The 23249-nt window shown below is 62.2% G+C and carries 22 protein-coding genes, 1 tRNA gene and 1 pseudogene; 12 read left to right on the top strand and 12 right to left on the bottom strand.

Annotated elements, in window-relative coordinates:
• Positions 1-9 precede the first annotated feature (9 nt).
• Positions 10-303, bottom strand: a complete 294-nt coding sequence (locus tag HDG32_RS29700; protein ID WP_018423759.1) for a DUF1330 domain-containing protein — start codon at positions 301-303, stop codon at positions 10-12.
• Between the two features lie 272 nt (positions 304-575).
• Here HDG32_RS29700 and HDG32_RS29695 point away from each other — a divergent pair, with 272 nt between their 5' ends.
• Positions 576-1727, top strand: a complete 1152-nt coding sequence (locus tag HDG32_RS29695) for a peptidyl-alpha-hydroxyglycine alpha-amidating lyase family protein (protein WP_184072771.1) — start codon at positions 576-578, stop codon at positions 1725-1727.
• A gap of 66 nt (positions 1728-1793) precedes the next feature.
• Here HDG32_RS29695 and HDG32_RS29690 read toward each other — a convergent pair whose 3' ends face one another.
• The 9 genes from HDG32_RS29690 to HDG32_RS29650 all read right to left on the bottom strand — a co-directional run bounded on the left by HDG32_RS29690 (position 1794) and on the right by HDG32_RS29650 (position 11920).
• Entirely contained in the window at positions 1794-2234 is a 441-nt protein-coding gene (locus HDG32_RS29690; protein ID WP_090807646.1) for a hypothetical protein, read from the bottom strand.
• Positions 2235-2436: 202 nt separating this feature from the next.
• Positions 2437-4143: a fibronectin type III domain-containing protein gene (locus HDG32_RS29685; protein ID WP_184072769.1), complete on the bottom strand. Its 1707-nt coding sequence runs from the start codon at positions 4141-4143 to the stop codon at positions 2437-2439.
• A 231-nt stretch (positions 4144-4374) separates the two neighbouring features.
• Entirely contained in the window at positions 4375-4599 is a 225-nt protein-coding gene (locus HDG32_RS29680) for a hypothetical protein (RefSeq protein ID WP_184072767.1), read from the bottom strand.
• Positions 4600-4714: 115 nt separating this feature from the next.
• Complete coding sequence (locus tag HDG32_RS29675; protein WP_184072766.1) at positions 4715-5137, bottom strand: hypothetical protein; 423 nt, start codon at positions 5135-5137, stop codon at positions 4715-4717.
• Between the two features lie 29 nt (positions 5138-5166).
• Entirely contained in the window at positions 5167-7116 is a 1950-nt protein-coding gene (locus tag HDG32_RS29670) for a bifunctional diguanylate cyclase/phosphodiesterase (RefSeq protein WP_184072764.1), read from the bottom strand.
• Between the two features lie 330 nt (positions 7117-7446).
• Positions 7447-8388: an ABC transporter substrate-binding protein gene (locus HDG32_RS29665; protein WP_184072762.1), complete on the bottom strand. Its 942-nt coding sequence runs from the start codon at positions 8386-8388 to the stop codon at positions 7447-7449.
• A gap of 119 nt (positions 8389-8507) precedes the next feature.
• Entirely contained in the window at positions 8508-9536 is a 1029-nt protein-coding gene (locus HDG32_RS29660) for an ABC transporter permease (RefSeq protein ID WP_184072760.1), read from the bottom strand.
• Between the two features lie 13 nt (positions 9537-9549).
• Positions 9550-11067, bottom strand: a complete 1518-nt coding sequence (locus tag HDG32_RS29655; RefSeq protein ID WP_184072758.1) for a sugar ABC transporter ATP-binding protein — start codon at positions 11065-11067, stop codon at positions 9550-9552.
• Positions 11068-11158: 91 nt separating this feature from the next.
• Positions 11159-11920, bottom strand: a complete 762-nt coding sequence (locus HDG32_RS29650; protein WP_184072756.1) for a GntR family transcriptional regulator — start codon at positions 11918-11920, stop codon at positions 11159-11161.
• Positions 11921-12110: 190 nt separating this feature from the next.
• On the opposite strand from HDG32_RS29650, the gene HDG32_RS29645 reads away from it, so the two are divergent.
• The 4 genes and pseudogenes from HDG32_RS29645 (at position 12111) to HDG32_RS29630 (ending at position 16000) form a co-directional block, all read left to right on the top strand.
• The gene (locus HDG32_RS29645) at positions 12111-13406 is read left to right on the top strand and encodes an L-fuconate dehydratase (protein ID WP_184072754.1); all 1296 of its coding nucleotides are present in this window, start codon (positions 12111-12113) and stop codon (positions 13404-13406) included.
• A 15-nt stretch (positions 13407-13421) separates the two neighbouring features.
• Positions 13422-13679 (top strand): annotated as a pseudogene (locus tag HDG32_RS29640) (RidA family protein); the annotation flags it as partial.
• A 26-nt stretch (positions 13680-13705) separates the two neighbouring features.
• A complete protein-coding gene (locus HDG32_RS29635) occupies positions 13706-14902 on the top strand; it encodes an aminotransferase class V-fold PLP-dependent enzyme (protein WP_184072752.1) in 1197 nt (398 codons plus the stop codon).
• A 78-nt stretch (positions 14903-14980) separates the two neighbouring features.
• Entirely contained in the window at positions 14981-16000 is a 1020-nt protein-coding gene (locus HDG32_RS29630; protein ID WP_184072750.1) for a D-cysteine desulfhydrase family protein, read from the top strand.
• 93 nt (positions 16001-16093) lie between these two features.
• Here the strand turns inward: HDG32_RS29630 and HDG32_RS29625 are convergent.
• Positions 16094-16178, bottom strand: a tRNA-Leu gene (locus tag HDG32_RS29625).
• Between the two features lie 265 nt (positions 16179-16443).
• On the opposite strand from HDG32_RS29625, the gene HDG32_RS29620 reads away from it, so the two are divergent.
• The 4 genes from HDG32_RS29620 (at position 16444) to HDG32_RS29605 (ending at position 19169) form a co-directional block, all read left to right on the top strand.
• Complete coding sequence (locus tag HDG32_RS29620; RefSeq protein ID WP_184072748.1) at positions 16444-16641, top strand: hypothetical protein; 198 nt, start codon at positions 16444-16446, stop codon at positions 16639-16641.
• 49 nt (positions 16642-16690) lie between these two features.
• On the top strand, positions 16691-17347 hold the full coding sequence (gene yfcF, locus HDG32_RS29615) for a glutathione transferase (RefSeq protein WP_184072746.1): 657 nt from the start codon (positions 16691-16693) through the stop codon (positions 17345-17347).
• 587 nt (positions 17348-17934) lie between these two features.
• Positions 17935-18660, top strand: coding sequence for a cytochrome c oxidase assembly protein (locus HDG32_RS29610; protein WP_260330684.1), 726 nt, complete (start codon positions 17935-17937; stop codon positions 18658-18660).
• Positions 18657-19169 carry a CopD family protein gene (locus tag HDG32_RS29605; protein ID WP_184072744.1) on the top strand — a complete coding sequence of 171 codons (513 nt, stop codon included), beginning with the start codon at positions 18657-18659 and terminating at the stop codon, positions 19167-19169. Before HDG32_RS29610 ends, HDG32_RS29605 begins: the two co-directional genes overlap by 4 nt.
• Here HDG32_RS29605 and HDG32_RS29600 read toward each other — a convergent pair.
• Entirely contained in the window at positions 19133-19645 is a 513-nt protein-coding gene (locus HDG32_RS29600) for a DUF2231 domain-containing protein (RefSeq protein ID WP_184040085.1), read from the bottom strand. The two genes, HDG32_RS29605 and HDG32_RS29600, sit on opposite strands and share 37 nt — an antisense overlap.
• A gap of 51 nt (positions 19646-19696) precedes the next feature.
• On the opposite strand from HDG32_RS29600, the gene coxB reads away from it, so the two are divergent.
• Genes coxB through HDG32_RS29585 form a run of 3 tightly spaced genes read left to right on the top strand, consistent with a single transcriptional unit; the run spans position 19697 to position 23249 of the window.
• Positions 19697-20383, top strand: a complete 687-nt coding sequence (coxB, locus tag HDG32_RS29595) for a cytochrome c oxidase subunit II (protein WP_184072742.1) — start codon at positions 19697-19699, stop codon at positions 20381-20383.
• Positions 20380-22917: a cytochrome c oxidase subunit I gene (gene ctaD, locus HDG32_RS29590; protein WP_184072740.1), complete on the top strand. Its 2538-nt coding sequence runs from the start codon at positions 20380-20382 to the stop codon at positions 22915-22917. Before coxB ends, ctaD begins: the two co-directional genes overlap by 4 nt.
• Positions 22914-23249 (top strand): hypothetical protein, encoded by a 336-nt coding sequence (locus HDG32_RS29585; RefSeq protein ID WP_184072738.1) that lies wholly within the window; start codon positions 22914-22916, stop codon positions 23247-23249. The genes ctaD and HDG32_RS29585 overlap by 4 nt, the downstream gene beginning before the upstream one ends.

The following is a 23249-nucleotide window of genomic DNA, read 5'->3' as shown; positions in this document are numbered from 1 at the left end:
GGTCGTGCGTCAGTCGGTGCCGCGCACGATGCGCAGATCGCGTTCGACGCCATCGCCCAATGCGGCCAGCGCCTTCTTGTACTCCTCGCTTTCGTAAGCGGCGACGGCCGCCTCGTACGTCGGGAACTCGATCACGACCGTGCGCTCCTTGAGGCCCTGCTCGCGCGCCTCGTCCGCCACGCCTCGCACGAGGAACTTGCCGCCCGCCGCCGCCACCGCGGCCGGGGCCAGTTGCGCGTATGCGGCCAGTTTCTGCGGATCGTTCGTCTTGCGGTACGACGACACCCAATAACCTTTGCTCATTCGAATCTCCTTGTGTGATGGACCAACGCGGGACTAAAGCGGACCTAAGCAGTCGCGGTCTTACATAGTAGCAAAGCGGGCTGGCTCGCGATGCCGAGCGGTACCGCGCCGCCGCGCGCCGCGACCTGGACAGCATCTGCCACCACTAGCACATGATCGCGCATAACGGGAAGTGTCTCTTTCAGCATCGCCAAAACGATTTAGCCATTAAACGTTTTGTGCACTAGGCTTGCCTTTGCACACTTCAAGCGATGGACCAAAGGAGACAACGAATGAGCGAGCGATACGAGTCGTTTTGTGCATGCTGCGGCGGTCCCGACCACCGGGCGATGAGCCGACGGACTTTCATGAGCCTGCTTGCGGGTAGCGCCGCCGGACTCGCCATGCCGTCCGCGTTCGCCGCGGACACACCCGCCGTGCCCACGATTGCTTACGACTCGATTGCCAACCCCGTACGTTTGCCGAACGACAGGTACTTCGGCGAATGCTCGGGCGTCGCGCTCAATTCGCATGGCCATATCTTCGTGCTGTCGCGCGGCAACACCAGCGGCCCCGCCTATGGCGCGGCCGCCGCGCAATTGCTCGAGTTCGCGCCCGATGGACGCTTCGTGCGCGAGATCGGCCACAACCTGTATGCGTGGTCGTTCGCGCACACGGTGAAGGTGGACCGGCACGACAACATCTGGGTCACCGACAAGGGCTCGGACATGGTAATCAAGTTCACGCCGGAAGGACGCGTCGCGATGGTGTTCGGCCGCAAGCAGGAAGCATCGGACGAGGAGACCGCGCCGCTCAAGCATCCGAATCCGCCGCTGCCCTCCGAACCCGGACGCTTTCGCCAGGTGACCGACGTCGCGTGGGACAAGGCGGGCTACACCTATATCAGCGACGGATACATCAACTCGCGCGTCGCGAAGGTCGATCGCGACGGCAACTGGCTGAAGTCATGGGGCGATCGCGGCACGGGACCGGGGCAGTTCCATACGCCGCATAGCATCGCGGTCGATGCGCACGACCACGTTTATGTGGCCGATCGCAGCAACCGGCGCATCCAGGTGTTCGATACCGAGGGCACGTTCCTGCGCCAGTTCACGATCGACGTACCGGTGCCGCCGGACGCGCGCCCCGCGATCGGCAACATGCCGAGCGAAGCGGACCTCGCCGCGGGCACGTTCGCGCCGGGCTCGCCCTGGGCGATCTGCATCTCGCCGGGACCGAATCAGGTGCTCTATAGCGCCGACGCGTTTCCGGGCCGCATCTACAAGATGACGCTCGACGGCAAAGTGCTCGGCGTACTAGGCAAAGCGGGCAAACAGCCGAAGCAGTTCGGCTGGATTCACGAGATGGCGTGTCCTTCGGAAAACGTATTATTCGTTGCCGAGTTGCTGAACTGGCGTATTCAGAAACTGGTTCTGCATGCGTGATGGACGAGGGCTGCCGCGTTCGTCCGTGATGCGGACGCGGACCGGCCCTGTCGATGTCAAGCCGTCTCAGTCGTAACGACGATGCTTGTGATGGTGCTTGCCCGATTGGTGGCCGCGGGAGTAGTCGTTGGCATACGAGTTCGAGCGCGAGATGTTGCCGCCGAGCGCCGAACCCGCGCCGCCGCCGAGCGCGGCGCCGACCAGGCCGCCGGTGCGGCCGCCCATCGCGTTGCCGGCCGCGGTGCCCGCCCCGCCACCGAGCGCGCCGCCAATGATCGCGCCGGTACGTTCGCGACGATTCGACGTGACCGCGCCGCCCGCCCCGCCGCCCACCGCGCCGCCGATCACCGCGCCGGTGCTGCCGCCCACCGCGCCGCCGACTGCCGCGCCAGCGACGCCGCCGAGCGCGCCACCGAGCATGTTGTTCATATCACCGGCGAGTGCCGGCAACGACGCCGCGGCGCTCAATGCAGCCACGGCAACCATCTGGATGATTTTCTTCGACATATCGGGTCTTTGTTTTAGTGAGACGGCGCCGAGTATAGCGGGGCTTCGGAAAGGGCTTTGTAACCTCGACAGTCCGTGGCGGTAAGACGTGTAACAAAATGAATGGGGCGTTGTTTTTGCGGTGACCGTGAAAAAACAAGGGCCGCTCGTGATGAGCGGCCCCTGAAAATTGAATGCCGATCAGTGAATCAAATCTATCCTTCTACCCGCGCCGCTTCTTCTTCAATTCGATCGTCTCGAACAGATCGTATTCCGGTGTCGGCATCTGATCCGCGCCCGGCGCGTGGTAGTAGTTCATCGTGATCGTGGTGTCGCCGCCGGGCTGCCCCGGATCGTAGTCGAACACCGCGATGCCGTAGCCGGTGCCGGTGTCGCGTTGGGCGGACCAGATTGCGTCTTCGACCGCGTCGGCGCTCGCGCGCACGAACGTGCCCGCGGTCGTCGACGGCACCGGGCGATTCGGCTTCGTGAAGATGCGCGCCTGCGGCAGGCCTGTGCCAGCATCGACGCCATACACGTCGAGCGGCGCGCTCGTGCCGCCTCCGCCGAGAATCAGGTGGATCGTGCCGTGGCTCGTATCGAACGTCGATGCACCCGCCGATACCGCCGACATGATCGGCTTGGGCTGCAACGTATCGACCGGGCGCCCCGTCGCGATGTCGGCGCCCTTGTTGTGATTGCAACCGCGCACCGGATAGCTGCGCTCGTAGTCGTGATCGTGACCGCACAGCACGAGGTCCACGCCATAGCGATCGAACAGCGGCAGCCACGCTTCGCGAATGCCCTTGTCGGAACCGTTGCCGGTCTTCGACGAGCTGAGTGCGTCCTGATGCATCTGCACGATGATCCAGTCCACGTCGTTATCGTGCGACGCATGCTGCAGCACTTTTTCGAGCCAGCGTGTCTGCTCGCCATTGCTATAGCCGCGCACGTACAGCGACGTGCCCGCCGGAATCGGCGGATTGCCGGTACTCGCGACCGGCGTCAGCGGCGCGGGCCCGGCGACGAAAGCGGCGGCATCCTGATAGACGACGTCGTCCGCATCGAGCGAAATGAACAGCACCGAGCCGACGCGGAAGCTGTACCAACGGCCCGGGAAACGCGTGTGATTATCGGGCAGCGCGTAGCGCGACAGATACGACGCAAGGCCCTGCTCGCCGTTGTTGAATTCGAGTTCGTGATTGCCGGGACACGGCATCCACGGCCGGTTCGACGCCGACGTCTGCGCGTTGTTGCCGAAGTCGCGCCACACCTCGGGCTGCTGCGTCGGATTCAGATTCGCATAGCAGAGGTCACCGTTGAGCAGATGGAAGAGCGGCCGAAAGCGCTCGACGGCCGCCACCGCGAAGCGGCTTTGCGGCGACGACAGCACCCAGTTCGTATTCGGCGTCGCGAGATCGCCGTAGCTCGTCCAGCGAAACGGCGCGCGGCCGCGCGGTGCGGTACGAAAACTCGCGGTGAAGGGTTGCGCTGCATTGCCGTCGTTATCGGCCGTCACTTCGTACTGATAGCTCGTGTCGGCCTTCAACTCGCGCACGCGCGCGTGATAGTTGAATACGACCTCGCCGTTGATGCCGTCGGTGTACGTGCTTTGCACCGCGTGCACCGTATGTTTCGCGTGGTCCCCGTTATTGGCGCCGCTTATGCGCACCTGCGGATTGACCGCGGGCGCGAGCGACGACCACGACACGGTAATTTCGCTCGTCGGGTCGCTGCCCCAGGTCAGATGGATCTGTTCGGGTGTGCCATCGGGTGTGCCGCTATTGGCGCCGCGCGCGGTCGATGCGAGCGCGCCCGCCGCCGTCGCGAGACTCGATGCGCCGGCGAACTTCAGAAAGCCGCGACGCGAGACGATCGATGCGCCGTGCTCATCGGCAGGCGTTGTCTTGACGATTTTTCTGTTCGACATGTCCGGTATGGTTGTTCAGGTGGAAGAATGCCAGCGCAAAACAACGCCCCGCGGGGCGAGCGCGGACGGAAAGTGACGGACGATCGTAGCCGGACGGCGATGACAGCCCGATGAAACATCGGGCGAATAGCGGAAGGAGGGTTCGATATCGAAAGGTTTATAAAAACAGATTGCCGGTGCAGCGCGTGATTCGATCGCGCGCATGCAACCGGCAATCCGCTTGACGTCCGTTCAGGTCTGGGAGCTTGTATCGTCCGCGGCTTGAGCGTTGTCGGCGTCGTCCTGCTTCTCTTCTTCTTTCTTTTCCACCAGCGATTCCAGCTTTCCAGCGCCTTCGAAACCGGCGATAGCGGCCACGCCTTTGGTCAGCAGACCCGCTTCGGGATCGACTTTCTCCGCGGCTTCAACGGCGGCAACCGCACCGGCAATCTTGCCCACTTCGTCCAGAAGTCCCATGTCGCACTCCCACAAAAATAAGTGAAGCTGCATCGTCTCACGAACTTTATGGCATGTCGTCAAATGTTACATCGCTTAACGACGAAGCTTTCGGAGTGAAATTTAAACTGCTGCCTCACACGCGCGCGGGCGGCTGCGGATTGTTCCCGGGATTCGTGTCGTACCGTGACACGCGAACAATACCGTTCGCGTCGATCAGCTTCGACAAGCCGGCCTCGAGAGAATCGGCGACGTCCTTGTCATACACTTCGTCGCCATTCACATGGAGCGTGAACGACTGCAGGTACTTCGCTTTCTTCTCCGGGTTCTCGATGGTTTGCCGTGTCCATTGATAAAGCGGGTAGTTCTCGATGCCCATTCTCTCCGCTTCGCTCACGTAGTCGGCGAATGCATCGAACTGGCATTTGAGCGTTGCGTGATGCGTTTGCAAAATGGCACGAAGCGCTGGATGCGCTGCGCACGAAGGGTCCGCGCGCAGCGAGTTGGCGAGTTCCATCGACGCGGTGAATCGCAGTTGAAATTGCAAGGGAGACGACATCACGACCTCGATCGCATCGGTAACGGATATCAAAAGTCCGCAGGCGCGGCCTTGTCGGCGACACGCGCGTCGAGCACCGCTTCGCACTGCTCGATTTCTTCGTTGCACATCGGCTTACCGAGCAGATAACCCTGCGCATGCGTGCAACCGCATACGCGCACGAAATTGAGCTGCTCCTGGGTTTCGATGCCCTCGGCCGTGGTCGGCATGCCGATCTCGCGCGCCAGCGCGACGATGCCGCGCACCACGGCCGCCGATTCGCGCCGATGCACGGACTCGCGGACGAACGAACTGTCGATCTTCAGCTTGTCGAACGAGAAGCGCACGAGCGTGGACATCGTCGAAAAGCCGGTGCCGAAGTCGTCGAGCGCCAGCCCGATACCCAATGCGCGCAATCTGGTGATATTGCGGCGAGTCACTTCGTCGTCGTTCAGCAGTGCCGTTTCCGTGACCTCGAGATTGAGCCGCGTCGGCGGCAGCCTCGTTTTCCGAAGTATTGCCGTCACCGTCGATGCGAACGATTCCTCGCGCAACTGCACCGGCGATACATTGACCGCGACGATCACCTTGTCGCGCCACGCCGACGCCGCCATGCACGATTGCAGCAGCACCCATTCACCCAATGCGAGGATCAGGCCGGTGCGCTCCGCGGTCGGAATGAACGCGGACGGCGACAACTCGCCGCGCGTCGGATGGGCCCAGCGAATCAGCGCCTCGCGGCCCGCTACCGCGCCGGTATGCAGATCGATGATCGGCTGATACTCCATGCGCAAACCATTGAACGACTTCAGCGCGCCTTCGAGGTCGCTGCGCAGCAGGCTCAGGCTTTCGTCGGATACGTGCTTCTCGGCATCGAAAATCGCGAACGCGCTCTTGCCGCTGCGCTTGACGCCGTACAACGCGCGGTCCGCGCAGATCAGCAATTGCGGACCCGTTTTCGCATGTTCGGGATAGAGCGCGATGCCGACGCTCGCGCCGATATGCACGAGCGCTTCGCTCAACACGAACGGCCGCGCCAGCGTTCTGACGATGCGATCGGCCAGCACGCGCACGTCGCGAAGCTGCCCGGCGTCGTCCGAAATCGCGACGAACTCGTCGCCCGCCAGGCGGCCAACGTGGTCGCCGCTCGGCAGCAGATCGCGCAAACGGGAGGCCGCTTCCTGCAGAATCTGGTCGCCGGCGGCATGACCGAGACTGTCGTTGATCGCCTTGAAGCCGTCGAGGTCGATCAGCAGCACCGCGAACGCCTCGCCCTGCCGGGTCGAACTCTCGCCGGTGCGTTCGATCAGCAGCTCGTTGATACGCGCGCGATTCGGCAAACCGGTGAGGCTATCCTGGCGCGCGAGGCGATGACTGTTTTCCCGCGCGAGCAGCAACGCAACGGTGTCGCGATTACTGCGCAGCGCGACCGTGAAGAAGCCGGCCGCGCAAAACGGAGCCTGAAATAGCAGCACGAGCTTGCCATTGCCCGGCGACATCGCCGCGCCGACACTCAGAAAGCCGAGAATAAAAACGATCTGCAATAAGGCAAGCCGCGGCGTGCCCGCATTGCGTCCGGACAATCCGCCGATCACACCGACCGCACAGACGTTTCCAAGCAGAAAAAGCGTGGGACTTCCGCTGATATTGCACAGGAATGTGCCAAACCCGAATAACGCGCTCCACAACAGACTCGCGAAAATAAACGCGGAAGTCGGCGTGGGCAGCCCAAGGGCTGCCCGCGTGCGGCATAACCAGATCAGCGTGAGCCGCGCGATCAGCAATGCGACGACCGCAATACCCCACGCGGCATATAGAGGAATCGGATAAAGATAATACGCGGTTGCGCAAACGCTGATTTCGCAAATCGACGCGAAGACGATCGATGCGGTTCGCGTGAACAGGTTGGCAAGCAGGATCTGCCGGTTGTCCGGACTCAGTTTCTGGGCCGAGGACACGACCCACTTGAAAAATGGAGACCTTGGTTCGGTAAAAGCCATGACCTGCGCATTCGACGGTGGGTGGGTCCGAATCGGCATGCGAATGGACGGCTCGTGCAGCGATTATATAAACATAAAGTATCAGATTAATGCATGCAATGGCGTGAAATGACCGGCAGCCGTGGATCAAAAGCACTGCATGAGCGCGAATCACGACTTGCTCGACGGAGTACGAGCGTTCGGATTACATGTTGTTGCGGCGCAACGGACCGCTCGGTATAGCGCGATTCAGAAGTTGCGGAACGGCAATAAAAAAGAGGAAGATCGTGGCTCTCCCTCTTTGATGATTGTCGCAGCCTCGGCTTCCCGAGTCGCGATCGCCGGCCTCGCTTAGTCGTACAGCACGGCTGCGATCTTCGGATCGTTCATGTTGGTCTTGTCGTACCAGTAAAAACCGGTGTCGATCTTCTTCGGCAGCTTCTCGCCGTGCAGCGCCTTGACCGCTGAGTCGACCGTGCATTTGCCGATACCGACCGGATTCTGCGTAATCGCGCCGGCCATCAAGCCCGACATGATGTTCTCCTTCTGCTCCTTGCCGGAGTCGAAGCCGATCAGCACGAGTTTCTTGCCCGATTCCTTGACGCCGATCGCCGCGCCTTCCGCGGAACCTTCGTTTGCACCGAAGATACCTTTCAGGTTCGGATTCGCCTGGATCATGGTCTTGGCGATTTCCGCGGACTTCAGGTGATCGCCGGCGCCGTATTGCACGGACACGATCTTGATGTTCGGATGCTTCGACTTGATCTGATTGACGAAACCGTCGCGGCGATCGACACCGGTGCGGCTCGTCTGGTCGTGCACGATCACGCCGACTTCGCCGGAATTGCCGATCAGCGCGGCCATCTTGTCGGCGGCGAGCGCGGCGGCGGCGACGTTGTCCGTCGAGCAGGTCGTCAACGGAATATCGCTGTCGACGCCCGAGTCGAATGCAATCACCGGAATCTTGTCGTTCTGGGCGCGCTTGAGCAAGGGGATGGCCGCCTTACTGTCGAGCGCCGCGATGCCGAGCGCCTGCGGCTTCTTCGCGAGCGCGGCCGACAGCATGTCGATCTGCTTATCGACCATCGCTTCCGTTTCCGGTCCCTCGAACGTGATCCTGACGTTGTTCGCTTTCGCGGACTGCTCGGCGCCCGATTTGACGGCTTGCCAGAACTGATGCTGGAAGCCTTTCGAAATAAGCGGAATATACGGCTCGTCCGCATACGCGAGACTACTTCCGCCGACGAGCGCACCGACACCGACCACAATACCGATCAGTCTTCTCTTCAACATGGGGCCTCCTCCAATGGTTGGGCTATCAAGCCGCTATCGAGCTTTCGAGAAAGCCTTCACGTGCCCTCTCTCTCGTGCTCCTGCGTTCCCTGCTTATTTGCTGCTGCCTTGCTCCTGCGTCAACTTCTCCGGCTGCGCCGCAGGATGTCCGCATACACCGCCAGAATGATGATCAAACCGGTCACGACGATCTGCCACTCCTGCGCGACCGACATGATGCGCAGTCCGTTGGTCAGCACGCTCATGATGAAAGCGCCGATGATGGTGCCGAGTATCGTTCCCGAACCGCCGCTCAACGACGTGCCGCCGATCACGACCGCCGCGATCGCATCGAGCTCGTAGCCTTGACCGAGCGCCGGCTGCGCCGAATTGAGCCGCGACGCGATCAGCAGACCCGCGATGCCGCAGATAGCGCCGCCCACGCCGTAAATCGCGATCTTCCAGCGATCGACATTGACGCCCGAGAGCCGCACCGCTTCTTCATTGCTGCCGAGTGCGAACGTATAGCGGCCGAGCGCGGTGCGATTGAGCGTAATAGAACTGACGATCGCGAGAACGAACAGGATCAGTACCGCATTCGGAATCGGCACGCTCGGCAGGAAATAGCCGATCAGCGAATCCTGGGAAATACGGTAGAAGTTCTCGGTATCGGTGAAATAGATCGGCTTGTCCGCCGACACGACGAGTGAAAGACCTTTGAGCAGCATCATCATGCCGAGCGTCGCGATGAATGGCGGGATCTTCATTTTGGCGGTCAGCGTGCCCGATACCGTGCCGCATACCGCGCCCGTCGCGAGTGCCGCGAGCACGCCCATCCACATCGGCAGATGCCAGTACGTGAGAAACACTCCGCAAATCACGGCGGTAAATGTCATCAACGTACCGACCGACAGATCGATGCCGCCCGTAATGATCACGAACGTGGCGGCAATCGCCAGCACGCCGTTCACAGCTGTCGCCTGAAAAATGCCGAGGATGTTGTCCATCTGCATGAAGGACGGCGACGCGAAACTGAAGAACACCAGCAGCAGGATGAGGCTCGCGAACGCGAGCATCTTTTGCACGGCGGTCGGCGCGAAAATTCGCGCTTTCAGCCCGGAAGTGCGCCTTTCGTCGTCCAGCGCCGCCGTATCCGTTCGCAATGTCATGTCGTAGACCTCTTCAGGCTTGTACCGTTTTCAGGGTTTCGCGCAGCGTCGCGAGATGCATGATGCGCTCCTGCGTCGCTTCGCTGGCGGACAGCTCGCCGGTAATGCGGCCTTCGCACATCACGACGATGCGGTCGCTCATGCGCAGAACTTCCGGCAGCTCGGAGGAGATCATCACGATCGCCTTGCCTTGCGCCGCCAGCGAGCGCAGCAGCTTGTAGATTTCGCTTTTCGCGCCGACGTCGATGCCGCGCGTCGGTTCATCGAAGAACAGTACGTCGCAATCGCGCTCGAGCCATTTCGCGATCACGATCTTCTGTTGATTGCCGCCCGACAGGAGCCGCACCTGCTGCGTCGCCGAAGGCGTGCGAATCGCAAGCAGCTTGATGAAGTGCTGCGCTCTTTTGCGAATCTGCCCGCGGCGCAAAAACATATTGATTGACAGGAACTTGCCGAGATCGGCCATCACGATGTTCGATTCGACATCCATTCCCGTAGCGAGACCGAAGCGCTTGCGATCTTCGGACAGGTAGCCGATGCCGCGCTTGACCGCATCACTGGGCCTCTTGATCGACGCCTTCACGCCTTTCACGAGTATCTCGCCCGATTCGACCGGATCGGCGCCGAACACCGCGCGCGCGACCTCCGTGCGGCCCGCGCCCATCAAGCCTGCGAAACCGAGTATTTCGCCCTTGCGCAATTCGAAACTGACGTCGCGCACGAGCGGACCCGCGACGAGATTTCTCACTTCGAGCGCGAGTTCGCCTTTCACCGGCGCGCTCTCGACCGGCGTCACGTCGCCCAGCGTGCGTCCGACCATCATGCCGATGATCGTCTCGACGCCGGTGCCCTCGGTCGGTACGGTGGCCACATACTCACCGTCGCGCATCACGGTCACGCGATCGGTGATCTGCTTCAACTCGTCCATCTTGTGCGAGATATAGACGATGCCGACGCCGCGCTCTCTCAATTGACGGATGATCCGGAACAGCTCGGCGATCTCGGCATCGTTGAGCGCGGACGTGGGTTCGTCCATGATCAGCACGCGCGAATCGAAAGACAGTGCTTTCGCGATCTCGACCATCTGCTGACTCGCGACGGTCAACGTGCCGACCATCGTGCGCGGATCGAGTTTCACGTGCATGCGGGCGAGGATCTCGCTTGCCTGTGCATTCAGTTTGTCTTCATCGAGAAAGAGACCCAGACCCTTGCGCGGCTCACGGCCGATAAAGATGTTCTGCGCGATGCTCAGATGATTCATCAGTTGCAGTTCCTGATGAATGATGCCGATGCCGACAGCTTGCGCGTCGCGCGGACCTTGAAAATCGACGGGCTTGCCGTCGAAGAGAATTTCGCCGGAATCGCGCGTGTAGACGCCGGCGAGAATTTTCATCAGCGTCGACTTGCCCGCGCCGTTCTCGCCCATCAGCGCATGGACCTCGCCGGCCATGAGTTCGAACCGGACGTCATGAAGCGCTCTTACGCCCGGAAAGCTCTTGCAAAGATTGCTGACGGAAATGAGTGGGTTCATGTGCTGATCTGTTGACGGCTGCCTATATCACCAACGTTTTTACCGTGGAGCTTTTTACGGCTTGAACAACGGCTTTCATTCCAGCTTTCATTCAAGGCGCGAACAGGTCGGGCCGCTCTTTTGCGGACCGGTGCAATTCGGCGACGACCTGGTCGAGATGATCGTGCATCGCTTTCGCGGCCGCATCGCCGTCGCCGGCGCAAAGGGCCTTGAAGATGCTCTCGTGCTCTTCCAGCGTATGCGTGAGCCGTTCTGGACTCGCGAGCAATTGTCTCGCGCGGTCCAGCGCATTGCGCGACACCGCGACGATCTCCTTCACGCGCGGCAGCTTCACCGCGTCGAGCAGGATTTCATGGAAAGCCAGATCGAGCGCGTGAAACGCCAGACGTTCGCCACTTCCAGCCAGACTGCGCTGCTGATCGAGATTGCTTGCCAATGCGTCGAGCGTCGCCGTGTCGTGCATCAGCGCGACCCCACGCACCGTCTCGACTTCCAGTGCGCTGCGGATGAACAGATGCTGGCGGATGTCGTCAAGCGCGATCGGTTTGACGCGCGTGCCGCGTTGCGGCAAAACCTCGACGAGACCCGCATGCGCAAGCCTCGCCAATGCGGATGACACCGGAAAGCGCGACACGCCCATCCGTTTGCACACGGCCATCTTGTCGATCATCATGCCGGGTTCCAACGCCAACGTAACGATCGCTTCTCGCAACGCCGCCTCGACCGCGTCGGTCAAGCTGCCGCGCTCGCCGCCGCCGACTTTTTGCAGTGCGACATACGGGTCCCCGGCGGCATTCTCAAGTTCGGTCGAGGAATTCACGAAGGCCTTGATTTCGAGAAGACATGCTAGCATGCTAGAAAGTGAATGCCGTGTTGTCAACGCGTACAAATGCCTGGAAATACCTGGGGATGCCTGGTATCTGGCAACTCCGGGCTTACCCGTATGCGCAGCAGGAACGCGCACACAGAGAACGTGCGCACGAAACCGATCCGTCTGCGTCCGCAGACGACAACCGATAGCCACAGCCCCGGAGGGTGCGCAGATGACAACGATCACAAGGCTGTCCGTTCGGGACATCCGGTTCCCCACCTCACGTTCGCTGGACGGCTCCGACGCGATGAATGCCGCGCCGGACTACTCCGCCACTTACGTCACGCTCGAAACCGACACGCCGAATCTCACCGGCCACGGCCTCACGTTCACGATTGGCCGCGGCAATGAAATCTGCGTGACCGCCGTGAATGCACTCACGCCGTTGATCGTCGGCAAGAAGCTCGAAGATATCGCCGCGAATATGGGCCCTTTCTGGCGCGCATTTACTTCGGATAGCCAACTGCGCTGGATCGGCCCGGACAAAGGTGCGATTCATCTTGCCACCGCGGCGGTCGTCAACGCGGTGTGGGACCTGTGGGCGAAATCCGTCGGCAAGCCGGTCTGGAAGCTGCTGGTCGACATGAGCCCGGAAGAACTCGTGCGCTGCCTCGACTTTCGCTACGTGACTGATGCAATCACGCCGCACGAAGCACTCGCGATGCTGCATCGTCATGCGAAGACCAAGGGCGAGCGTGAAAAGGAAATGCTCGCGCACGGCTATCCGGCCTATACGACATCGGCGGGCTGGCTCGGTTACGACGACGACAAGATTCGCCGTCTCGCGCGCGAAGGCGTCGCGCAGGGATGGACGCATTTCAAGCAGAAGGTCGGCGGCGATCTGGAGGAAGACGTACGGCGCGCGCGCATTCTGCGCGAAGAGATCGGCGAGAACCGGAAGCTGATGATGGACGCGAACCAGGTGTGGGACGTCGATGAGGCGATCGCGAACATGCGCCGTCTCGCCGAGTTCGACCCGTGGTGGATCGAGGAGCCCACGAGTCCCGACGACATCCTCGGTCATGCGGCGATTCGCCGGCGGCTCGGTTCGATTGGCGTCGCAACCGGCGAGCATTGCCACAATCGCGTGATGTTCAAGCAACTGCTGCAGGCGCAAGCCATCGACTTCTGCCAGATCGACAGTTGCCGGCTCGGCGGACTCAACGAAGTGATCGTCGTACTGCTGATGGCCGCGAAGTTCGGTGTGCCGGTGTGCCCGCATGCGGGTGGTGTCGGCTTGTGCGAGTACGTGCAGCATATTTCGCTGTTCGACTATATCTGCGTGTCGGCGTCGCTCGAGAATCGCGTGCTCGAATACGTCGATCATTTGCACGAGCATTTCGTGGATCCCGTCGCGATCCGCAACGGGCACTATATGCCGCCGCAAAGGGCCGGGTATAGCATCGAGATGCTGGAAGGGACGCTGGACAGGTACTGGTATCCGGAAGGAGAAGCGTGGCAGGAATGATGCTGGAGGGTAAGGGTTGGTGTCGTCGCGCAGATCGTCGCGGCGACGGGCGACCGGCTCGAGCGCGTGGCACGCATCGTGCGCCTGAACGTGTTCATCGCGAGCACGCCGGCATTCAGTGCTCAAAGCACGGTTGCCAATGGCGCGTCGGACGTGATCGTGCAGATCTTCGGTGACGCCGGCCGTCACGCGCGCAGCGCGGTGGGTGTTGCGTCGCTGCCGGCAGGGGTCGCCGTCGAAGTCGAAGCGGTTGTCGCCTTGAAGAACGTCTGAATTCAACTCATACACTCGGAGCCGCCATGTCTTCTCCGCTGTCGCCCGCTGTCATCGACGCAATACGTGCCCGCACACCCGGTGTGCGCAGTACCACGCACTTCAATCATGCGGGCGCGTCGCTGCCGTCGGCCGCCACGCTCGAAGCGATTCACGCGCATCTGTTGCGCGAAGCCTCGATGGGACCCATGGAAGCGGGCGCGGCTGCCCGCGAACAGACCGAACGGGCGCGCACGCTCGCCGCGCGACTGCTGAACGCTCAGCCCGCCGAGATCGCGTTGACGACGGGCAACTCGCCGGGCTGGGGCGCTGCTTTCGCGGCATTGGGTCCGTGGCGCGAGGGGCAACGCATCCTCGTTGCGCGGCACGAATGGGGCGGCAATCTCGCGACGATGCGTCTTCTGGCGCAGCGCGCGGGCGCATCGATAGAGACGATTCCTTCCGATGAGAGCGGCAGGGTCGATCCTCGCGCGCTCGAAGCGCTGCTCGACGACCGGGTCCGACTGATTGCGCTGACGTGGCTGCCGGCCAATGGCGGACTGATCAATCCGGCCGCCGCGATTGGGCAGATAGCACGCCGTCACGGCATTCCGTATTTCATCGATGCGGCGCAAGCAGTCGGACAGCTTCCGATCGACGTCGTCGAAGTCGGCTGCGATGTGCTGGCCGGCGCGGGCCGCAAGGCACTGCGTGGACCGCGCGGCACCGGGCTGCTATACGTCCGGCGGGATTTTCTGCCCCGCTTGACGCCGGCCTTCGTCGACACGTATTCCGCGCCGCTCGACGCCAACGGCGACCCTGTACTGCGCGACGATGCCGTGCGTTTCGAATCGTCGGAAGCGTCGCTTGCACTGCATTGCGGATTGGCGAATGCATTGGACGAAGCGCTGGAAATCGGCATCGACAACATCCGCGCGCAGATCGATCGGACCGCGCAGACATTGCGCGAGCGGTTGGCCGCGATGGAGGGCGTGTGGGTGCTCGACCAGGGTGTCGAGCGATCCGGTCTGGTGTCGTTCAACGTCGCCGGACTCGATGCCTTGTCGGTGCGAGGCGCGTTGGCGGCACAGGGCATCACGATCGGCTCGAATGGCGTCGCGTACACGCCGTTCGATATGAACAGCAGAGGGCTGACACAGATCGCGCGCGCATCGGTCAGCTATCTGACCACCGACGCCGAAGTTGATAAATTACTGGCTGGGATACGGACGTTGACGCATTGAGCACTCGAGTCAAAGAGAACTTTGCGTCAGTCAAATGAATGGAAACGGCTCTTTCAACTCAATCGCGCGCACACGACCATGAACTCCGCCTCATCGCACCGCCTCGATTTATCAAAGTTTCCGCGCCATGCGCTTCTCGAAGGCCCGACGCCAATTCAGCACCTTGCGCGTCTGAGCGCTCGCCTCGGCGGGGCGGACATCTACGTCAAAAGAGAAGATCTGACGGGACTAGGTGGCGGCGGCAACAAGCTGCGCAAGCTCGAATTCCTGATTGGCGAAGCGCTCGCGCGCGGCGCGGACACCATCGTTACCGTCGGCGCGCGGCAATCGAATCATGCGCGCCTCACGGCGGCCGCGGCGGCTCGCGTCGGACTTCGATGCGAGCTGGTGCTGACGAGAACCGTGCCACGTTTCGACCACGACTACATGGAGAACGGCAACGTGCTGCTCGATGCGCTATTCGATGCACGCGTGCATGATCTTCCCGGCACGGCCAACGCATTGCAATTCGCCGAGGAACGCGCGAACGAGTTGCGAGCGCAGGGCCGTAACGTCTATGTGTGTCCGTTGGGCGGTTCGAGCCCGGTCGGTTGTCTCGGCTACGCGGACTGCGCAGCTGAAATCGTCGCGCAATCGCAAGCGCAAAACGTGGCCTTCGATCGCGTCGTGGTGCCGAATGGAAGCGGCGGCATGCATGCGGGGCTGGTCGCGGGTTTTGTTGCGCTGGGCCTGGATCCGTCGCGTGTTGCCGCATTCACGGTGTATGGGAATGCTGGCCACGCGCGCACGGTTACTTTGGATAAGGCGAATCAGACGGTCAGGCTGATCGATCCGGGCCTAAGCGTGAGTGATGACGCCATCTCGATCGACGAAGCGCAGCTCGGACCCGGCTATGGCATTCCAACCGATAACATGCGCGCGGCTGTTCGGCTGATGGCATCGACGGAAGGTCTGTTGCTCGATCCCGTGTATAGCGGCAAAGCATTTGCGGGTCTTGTGGAAAACGTGAGCAACGGGAAGTACAGTGCCGGACAGAAAATTCTATTCGTGATGAGCGGCGGGCTTCCGGGGCTATTTGCCTATCGGAACGAGTTCTGAGCGCAGAAGCGGAGACAACGCGATGGTCTGATACGGCCGCCGTTGCCTGAAGAAAGCGCGAAGCGCTTGAAGATTCGAATCGACGACTCGAAATGGTGCCCAGGGCGGGATTTGAACCCACACGCCTTTCGGCGCTACCCCCTCAAGATAGTGCGTCTACCAATTTCGCCACCTGGGCAGAGGGGCGCCATTGTATCAGCCTGATTATTTTTTTGAAGCCCCTCGCGTGATTTTGTTCTGCAGTTGCAATACCGGTCGAAAAACCGACGAGGCGTTCTCCCCGTATCGCTGCCCGGCGACCGATTCGAGCGCGGCCCGGCGCCTCGCAAGAGCTCGTAAGGTCTGACGCTCGTCGCCCGCTACTCGGGTGAATGCGACGAATGATGGGCCGCTATGCTCGTACGCTGATGCGCTGAAAGAGCGCCCTTCACGGCGAACATATCATGTCACCACGACGCACATCTTCTTCGCGAGTTCGGTATCGTCTTTTTCTCGCGTCGCTGCTGACGTCGATAACGCTGCTGCAGGGTTGCGCAACGACGGCGGAGAACCTTGCCGTAGGATTTGGTCTCGGCGCGGTCGGCACCGTGTCGGCGTTAGGCTGCCTGCTCGCCTGCGAGATGGCCAATCCGCACTGGTGAAAGGCTGCACGGCGCGCGACGAGCAGCTGGTATTCGAAGCTCGACATCGATGACTAACGAAAACGGAGCCCCTGTGGCACACCCGCCCTTCCACCTCTACACCGACGCCCAATTCGCCAGCCCCTACGCGATGTCCGTCTTCGTGACGCTTCGCGAGAAGCGCTTGCCGTTCGACCTTTCGACCGTCGATCTCGCGAACAAGGCGAATCACGCCACCGACTATGCGGCCCGCTCATTGACGCGGCGCGTGCCGACCCTGATACACGAAGACTTTGCGTTATCCGAGTCGTCGGCGATCACCGAGTACCTCGAAGAGACTTTTCCGGACACCCCGGTCTATCCTCAAGATCGGCGTCTGCGCGCGCGAGCGCGCCAGCTGCAGGCCTGGCTGCGCAGCGATCTGCTGCCGGTTCGCGAGGAGCGCTCCACCGAAGTCATTTTCTACGGATCGCGCGGCGGCCCGCTTTCCGCCAGCGCACAAGAAGCGGCACAAAAACTCTTCGCCGCCGCCGATGCATTGCTTCCGGCCAATTCGCCAAATCTGTTCGGCAAGTGGTGCATCGCCGATACGGACCTCGCATTGATGCTCAATCGCCTCGTGCTGAATGGCGATTCCGTTCCGCACAAGCTCATGGAGTACGCCACGCAACAATGGCAACGCGCCAGCGTGCAGCAGTGGGTCCAACTGGAGCGTCCACCGCTATAAAGTCGACCGGCGCGGCTGTCGCCACGCCGAAAAGCCATCGATAGAAGTAACAAAGACCAGCAAAATAGCTGAATACGAAAGTCTTAAAAGATGCAGTAAACGCGAATATTACATTCGCGTTTTATCAGAGCTTCGCTGCTCCGCCATGGCCCGATTCCGCGCCCGCTCCCTTTGCCGCCTCGCGCGTACGATGCTGACAACGATCAGCACGATCGCAAGCAATGTCAATTCGATCATTGCGGGAATTCGGATGGGATCATGAAACATGGCGGGCCTCCGTCACATGATTTCATCATAGTACGCCGGGCAGGTCAGCCTGAAGTATTGCGCCGCACCATTGCAATCTTACCGCCGCCATTACACCGGCTTTTATTCCGCCGGCAAACGCCTCGAGTGACAAATTGAAAACATTCTGTCACGCAAAAACTTACAGGATTCAGATAGCTGTCCCTAAGCAGTTTATTTGCGCTAGAGTACATGGGCGATCAGTTGGATCGTGAGCCGTCCCGACAATTCGAAGGCGTTATCTGTCACGCGTTTGCTTGCGTGGATTAAAGAAGCACCTGGACTCGTTGAAGACATCGCCCATGCCATATTTTCCTGTCGCCTACTGTGGTCCCGCGGCTGTCCCTGAAAGCTTGTGGCTGCGCTGGAATACGGATCCGCCATTGCTCGTCGCGCTCGCGGCGCTCGCATGGTTCGTGGCCAGCAACCGCTCGGCGAATGCACGGGCGGGATGGGGCGCCGTCGCATTGATGGCCCTCGTGTTCGTGTCGCCGCTCTGCGCGTTATCCTCGGCATTGTTCTCCGCACGCGTCACCCATCACATCATTCTGATCGCCGCCGTCGCGCCGCTGCTCGCACTCGCGTTTCCGCTGCCGCGCCTCGCGCATCCGCCGCTCGTGCCGGTAGTCGCCGCGCATGCGGTGATCATCTGGCTGTGGCATGCGCCGGGGCCGTATGCATGGGGACTGTCGACCGTACCCGGCTACTGGCTGATGCAGATCACTTTGCTTGGCAGTGCATGGCTCATGTGGCGCAGCATCTTCTCGCCGTCGCTGCCGACCGGCCCCGCGCTGATGGCGCTCGTCGCGACGATCGGCCATATGGGATTGCTCGGCGCGTTGATCGTGTTCGCGCCGGTGCCGCTCTACGTCGCGCACTTCGCGACCACCGCCGCGTGGGGGCTCACCCCGCTCGCCGACCAGCAACTCGCCGGACTGTTGATGTGGGTACTGGCGATGATCCCTTATCTCGCGGCAGGACTTTCGCTCGTCTGGTCAAGCCTGCGCGTCAGAGAGCCCGCGCTGTGACGACCCTGCTGAAGTTCATTCATCTGGCCGCGATCGCCGTCTGGTCGGGCGGTTTGATCGTGCTGCCGTATCTGTTCTGGCAGCGCCGCGGGCTCGCGGCGGGCACCGAACTCGACCGGCTGCACCGCATCACGCGTCTCGTGTTCGTGGAGTTGACCTCGCCCGCCGCTTTCGTCGCGATTGCGAGCGGCAGCGCGCTGATTTTTCTGCAGGCCACCTTCGTCGAATGGTTCACCGCGAAGATGGTGTTCGTCGGCATCATGGCGATGCTGCATGTGCTGGCCGGCCTCGTACTGCACGATCTGTATCTGCCCGACGGCAGCTTCAGCCGTGCCTCGGCGATCGCGCTGACCATCGCTTATCTGATCGTGATCGTCGCGATCATCTGGATCGTGCTGGCCAAGCCTCACATCGACTCGAACCTGCTGGCACCGCATCTGTTCGAGCCCGGCGGACTTGGCCGCTGGCTGCATCACTCCTTCGGCGAAACGAGAATTCCGACGCCATGATCGAACACGAGCTTGCCCCCATGCCAGCCGGCGAAGCCCGTCATCACCGAGCTGAGCACCGACAGCACGAGCCCATGCGGCAGGATCTCATCGGGGTAATAAAGGCGCACGCCCCAGTTCGCACCCGCGAGCGCGACGAGCGTCATCGCGGCGACGGCATGCGACCAGCTCGCTTCCTTCAGGCGGATACCGCGCACCAGCAGCAGCTCGGCGGTACCGACCACGCTCGCAGCCACGCCGCTCCAGAACGCGAAGCCGGCGGCCCACAAGCCGGCGCGAATCCAGAACGGGTCGCCCGTCCACCAGTAGATTACGTCGACGCCCAACGTCGCGACGACGAACGCGATCGGGAAATGCACCATCATCACGTGAATCGGATGACCGACGAGCGCCACCACCGACCCCTTGTCGAGCCGCAACAGCTCGAGCATCACTTCGCTTCGCGTCTCGTTTCCAGCATTGCCTTTGTTTGCCATGATGGTGTGTCCTCGCATCGGATGCCTGGTGGTGCAAACCATCATAGCTGCTTGCGCCTGGCCGTCCAAGCCGGATCGCTCGCCGCGTTGTCCGGCTGCACCGGGCCGCTCTCGACGCTCGAGCCATCGGGTCCGGCCGCCGCATCGATCGCCGGGCTGTGGTGGGTGATGCTGGCGGGCGCCGCGATCCTGTTCGCGATGGTGCTCGTACTGTTTCTGATGACGGTCTTCCGGCCCGGCTGGGGCTCGCACGTGTCGCCCGCGCGCTGGATCGTGCTCGGCGGTCTCGTGCTGCCGGCAGTGATCCTGATCCCGTTGATCTGCTACGCGCTGTACGCGGGCGAATTGCTGCTGCCGCTGCGCGCGCATGCGCCCGCGCGCATCGAGGCGATCGCGCAGCAATGGCGCTGGACCTTCCGCTATCCGGAACTCGGCAACGTCGAAACCGGGAACGTGCTGCATCTGCCAGCGGGTACGCCGGTCGATATCGTCGTGACCAGCATGGACGTCGTGCACGCGTTCTGGATTCCACGCTTCGCGGGCAAGATCGACGCGGTCCCTGGCCACCACAACCTGCTGCGTATCCAGGCCGATCAGCCCGGCGAGTACGCCGGACAATGCAACCAGTTTTGCGGCATCGGTCATGCGGGGATGCACTTCACCGTGATCGTCGATCGTCCGGAAGATTTTCCGGCTGCTGTCAAAAACGCCGCCGCCAACGGGGAGGTGAAGAAATGAGTGTGCCCGTCGAGCCGCCATCACAGGGCATCACCGCGCTGCGGCTGCATCGCCAGCTTGCCGCGATCTGGGCCACCGGGCCAGGCGTGCAGAGACTTACCTCGGTCAACCATACCGTCCTCGGCTTGCGCATCATGATCACGTCTTTCGTGTTCTTCGCGATCGCGGGGATTCTCGGCATGCTCACGCGCGTGCAGCTTGCGACGCCGCATGCGGCCTTCATGGACGTGGAAACCTACAACCAGGTCTTCACGATGCATGGGTCGATGATGCTGTTCCTGTTTGCGATCCCGATGGTGGAAAGCTTCGCGGTCTACCTGGTGCCGAAGTTGATCGGCGCGCGCGACCTCGCGTTTCCACGGCTGACCGCGTACGGGTACTGGTGCTATCTGTTCGGCGGCACGATCCTGACCGTGTCGCTGATCCTGCACTCCGCGCCGGACGGCGGCTGGTTCATGTACACGCCGCTCAGCTCGAACGTGTACACGCCCGGACTGAACGCCGACGTGTGGCTGCTTGGCATCACGTTCGTGGAGATTTCAGCGCTTTCGCTCGCGGTGGAACTCACCGTCTCGATCCTCAAGATACGCGCGCCGGGCATGTCGATCGATCGCATGCCGATCTTCGCGTGGTACATCCTCGTCACCGCGATGATGATGATCGTCGCGTTTCCGCCGCTGATTCTCGCCTCGATGCTGCTCGAGGTGGAGCGCGCGTTCAACCTGCCGTTCTTCGATCCGACGCGCGGCGGCGATCCGCTGCTGTGGCAGCATCTGTTCTGGCTGTTCGGCCACCCGGACGTGTACATCATCTTCCTGCCGATGGCCGGCGTGCTGTCGACGATGATCCCCGTGTTCGCGCGCCGCAAGCTCGTCGGCTATCGCACGATCGTCGTCGCGATCATCGCGCTCGCGTTCCTGAGCTTCGGCATCTGGGTGCACCACATGTTTACGGTGGGCATTCCGCATCTGGCCCTCGCGTTCTTCTCGGCGGGCTCGGCGATCGTCGCGGTGCCCACCGCGATCCAGTTCTTCGCGTGGCTCGCCACGCTGTCGCACGGCCGCCCGCGCTGGGACGTGCCGATGCTGTACATCTTCGGCTTCTTCTTCGTGTTCACGTGCGGCGGGCTGACCGGCGTGATGCTCGCGATCGTGCCGTTCGACTGGCAGGCGCACGACACCTACTTCGTCGTCGCGCACATGCACTACGTGGTGGCCGGCGCGCTCGCGTTTCCGATGCTCGCGGCGTTCTATTACTGGTTGCCGCTGCTGACCGGGCGCACCGCCGTGCATAACCTTTCGGTGCCGGCGTTCTGGCTCGTGTTCATCGGCTTCAACATGACGTTCTTCCTGATGCACCTGACCGGCCTGCTAGGCATGCCGCGGCGCGTCTTCACCTATAGCGGCGACGAAGGCTGGAACTGGCTCAATCTGCTGTCGTCGGTGGGCAGCTTCGTGATGACGATCGGCTTCGCGCTCGTCGTGATCGACATCGTCGTGCAATTGCGTTTCGGCCAACGCGTGCGACGTAACCCGTGGCAATCGACCACGCTCGAATGGGCGATGCCGATTCCGCCCGCGCCGTACGCATTCGCGTCGATCCCGCACATGGACGCCGAAACCGAACAGGTGCCCCCGGGCCAGCTAGCGACCTCTCTGGCGCGCGGCGAGGGTTACCTCGGTTTCACGCGCAACGGCTGGCAGGAGACGCTAGGCGTGCATATGACATCGGGCGAGCCCGAACAGCTGATCGTGCTGCCGAACTCGACGTATCTGCCGCTCGTCACCGCGCTCATGACCGCCGCGGCGGTGCTCGCTATGCTGTTCAAGTTCTATCTGCTGTCGGTCGCATTCGCATTCGTGACGTTTGGCCTCTTCATCTACGCGGGCCAGAGCGCGGGGCACGCGCGCGATTACGGCGCGCTGCCGGTCGGCCGAGGCGTCAGCGTGCCGCCGCATACCGAGGTCGCCGGTTCGCCGTCATGGCTTTCGATGATCTGCGCGCTGATCGCGAACAGCACGCTGTTCACCTCGCTGATCTTCGGCACGTTCTACCTGTGGATTGCCGCGCCGAACTGGCCGGCAGCCGTGACGCCGCATCCGAACCGCGGGCTCGCGCTGGTCGCGGCCGTCGCGCTCGCGGTGGCCGCGGCCGCCACGCGTGGCTCGTTGCGCGCGGCCGCCGCCGAGCGCAAACCGCACGGCACGATCGGGCTGAGCGCGATCGCGCTGATCGTCGCGCTCATCGCCTGCGTAATGCTGATCAACGGTGTGACACCGAATCCGCGCGAGCATGCGCTCGGCGCGACGGCCGCGGCGCTGCTCACGTACATCGCAATTCACGCGGGCGTCGGGTTGTTGTTCCTCATCAGCAACGTGCTGCGCGTCGGCGCTGGCTTCGTTTCCGCGCGACGCCTGACCGATCTGCGTCTTACCCGCCTGTGGGTCGATTACACGCTGGCGACGGGCATCATCGCGCTTGGACTCGTGCTCGCGCTGCCGAGCCTCGTCGCCGTGCTGGGAGCCAGACCATGAATGCGCGTCCGCTTTCGCCGCGGCGGTTGTGGTGGCTCGCCGTCGGCTTCACGATCTGGTGTCTCGCGTTCGTGATCCTGTATGCGCTGCACGCGATCGGCTGCGCGTTCGCGTGGCCCACCGGCCCGCTGCGCGCGAGTCTCGCGATCATTCTGCTGCTGCATCTGACCGCGATCGGCTGGCTATGGCGCTATCGCGCCGCGACCCGCGACCCTGGTCCCGAACGCATCAGCTCGTTCATGCATACCGTCGTCGTCTGGACCCTGATCGCGGCGCTGGTCGCGACCGTGATCACGTTCGGGCCCGCGCTGCTGCTCACCACCTGCGTCTGA

The sequence above is a fragment of the Paraburkholderia sp. CI2 genome, from assembly GCF_014201055.1.
Taxonomy (GTDB): domain Bacteria; phylum Pseudomonadota; class Gammaproteobacteria; order Burkholderiales; family Burkholderiaceae; genus Paraburkholderia; species Paraburkholderia tuberum.
Note: the sequence above shows the minus strand (reverse complement) of the source record. Positions and strands in the feature narration are given on the sequence as shown.

Bases quoted from the DNA above. Each gene is read 5' to 3' on its own strand.
- ctaD (WP_184072740.1), top strand. From the start codon at position 20,380: ATGAGTGTGCCCGTCGAGCCGCCATCACAGGGCATCACCGCGCTGCGG.
- HDG32_RS29660 (WP_184072760.1), bottom strand. From the start codon at position 9,536: ATGACATTGCGAACGGATACGGCGGCGCTGGACGACGAAAGGCGCACT.
- HDG32_RS29675 (WP_184072766.1), bottom strand. From the start codon at position 5,137: ATGTCGTCTCCCTTGCAATTTCAACTGCGATTCACCGCGTCGATGGAA.
- HDG32_RS29690 (WP_090807646.1), bottom strand. From the start codon at position 2,234: ATGTCGAAGAAAATCATCCAGATGGTTGCCGTGGCTGCATTGAGCGCC.
- HDG32_RS29635 (WP_184072752.1), top strand. From the start codon at position 13,706: ATGTCTTCTCCGCTGTCGCCCGCTGTCATCGACGCAATACGTGCCCGC.
- HDG32_RS29665 (WP_184072762.1), bottom strand. From the start codon at position 8,388: ATGTTGAAGAGAAGACTGATCGGTATTGTGGTCGGTGTCGGTGCGCTC.
- HDG32_RS29645 (WP_184072754.1), top strand. From the start codon at position 12,111: ATGACAACGATCACAAGGCTGTCCGTTCGGGACATCCGGTTCCCCACC.
- HDG32_RS29685 (WP_184072769.1), bottom strand. From the start codon at position 4,143: ATGTCGAACAGAAAAATCGTCAAGACAACGCCTGCCGATGAGCACGGC.
- yfcF (WP_184072746.1), top strand. From the start codon at position 16,691: ATGACTAACGAAAACGGAGCCCCTGTGGCACACCCGCCCTTCCACCTC.
- HDG32_RS29655 (WP_184072758.1), bottom strand. From the start codon at position 11,067: ATGAACCCACTCATTTCCGTCAGCAATCTTTGCAAGAGCTTTCCGGGC.
- HDG32_RS29620 (WP_184072748.1), top strand. From the start codon at position 16,444: ATGTCACCACGACGCACATCTTCTTCGCGAGTTCGGTATCGTCTTTTT.
- HDG32_RS29670 (WP_184072764.1), bottom strand. From the start codon at position 7,116: ATGGCTTTTACCGAACCAAGGTCTCCATTTTTCAAGTGGGTCGTGTCC.
- HDG32_RS29695 (WP_184072771.1), top strand. From the start codon at position 576: ATGAGCGAGCGATACGAGTCGTTTTGTGCATGCTGCGGCGGTCCCGAC.
- HDG32_RS29700 (WP_018423759.1), bottom strand. From the start codon at position 303: ATGAGCAAAGGTTATTGGGTGTCGTCGTACCGCAAGACGAACGATCCG.
- HDG32_RS29585 (WP_184072738.1), top strand. From the start codon at position 22,914: ATGAATGCGCGTCCGCTTTCGCCGCGGCGGTTGTGGTGGCTCGCCGTC.
- HDG32_RS29650 (WP_184072756.1), bottom strand. From the start codon at position 11,920: ATGCTAGCATGTCTTCTCGAAATCAAGGCCTTCGTGAATTCCTCGACC.
- HDG32_RS29610 (WP_260330684.1), top strand. From the start codon at position 17,935: ATGCCATATTTTCCTGTCGCCTACTGTGGTCCCGCGGCTGTCCCTGAA.
- HDG32_RS29680 (WP_184072767.1), bottom strand. From the start codon at position 4,599: ATGGGACTTCTGGACGAAGTGGGCAAGATTGCCGGTGCGGTTGCCGCC.
- HDG32_RS29630 (WP_184072750.1), top strand. From the start codon at position 14,981: ATGAACTCCGCCTCATCGCACCGCCTCGATTTATCAAAGTTTCCGCGC.
- HDG32_RS29600 (WP_184040085.1), bottom strand. From the start codon at position 19,645: ATGGCAAACAAAGGCAATGCTGGAAACGAGACGCGAAGCGAAGTGATG.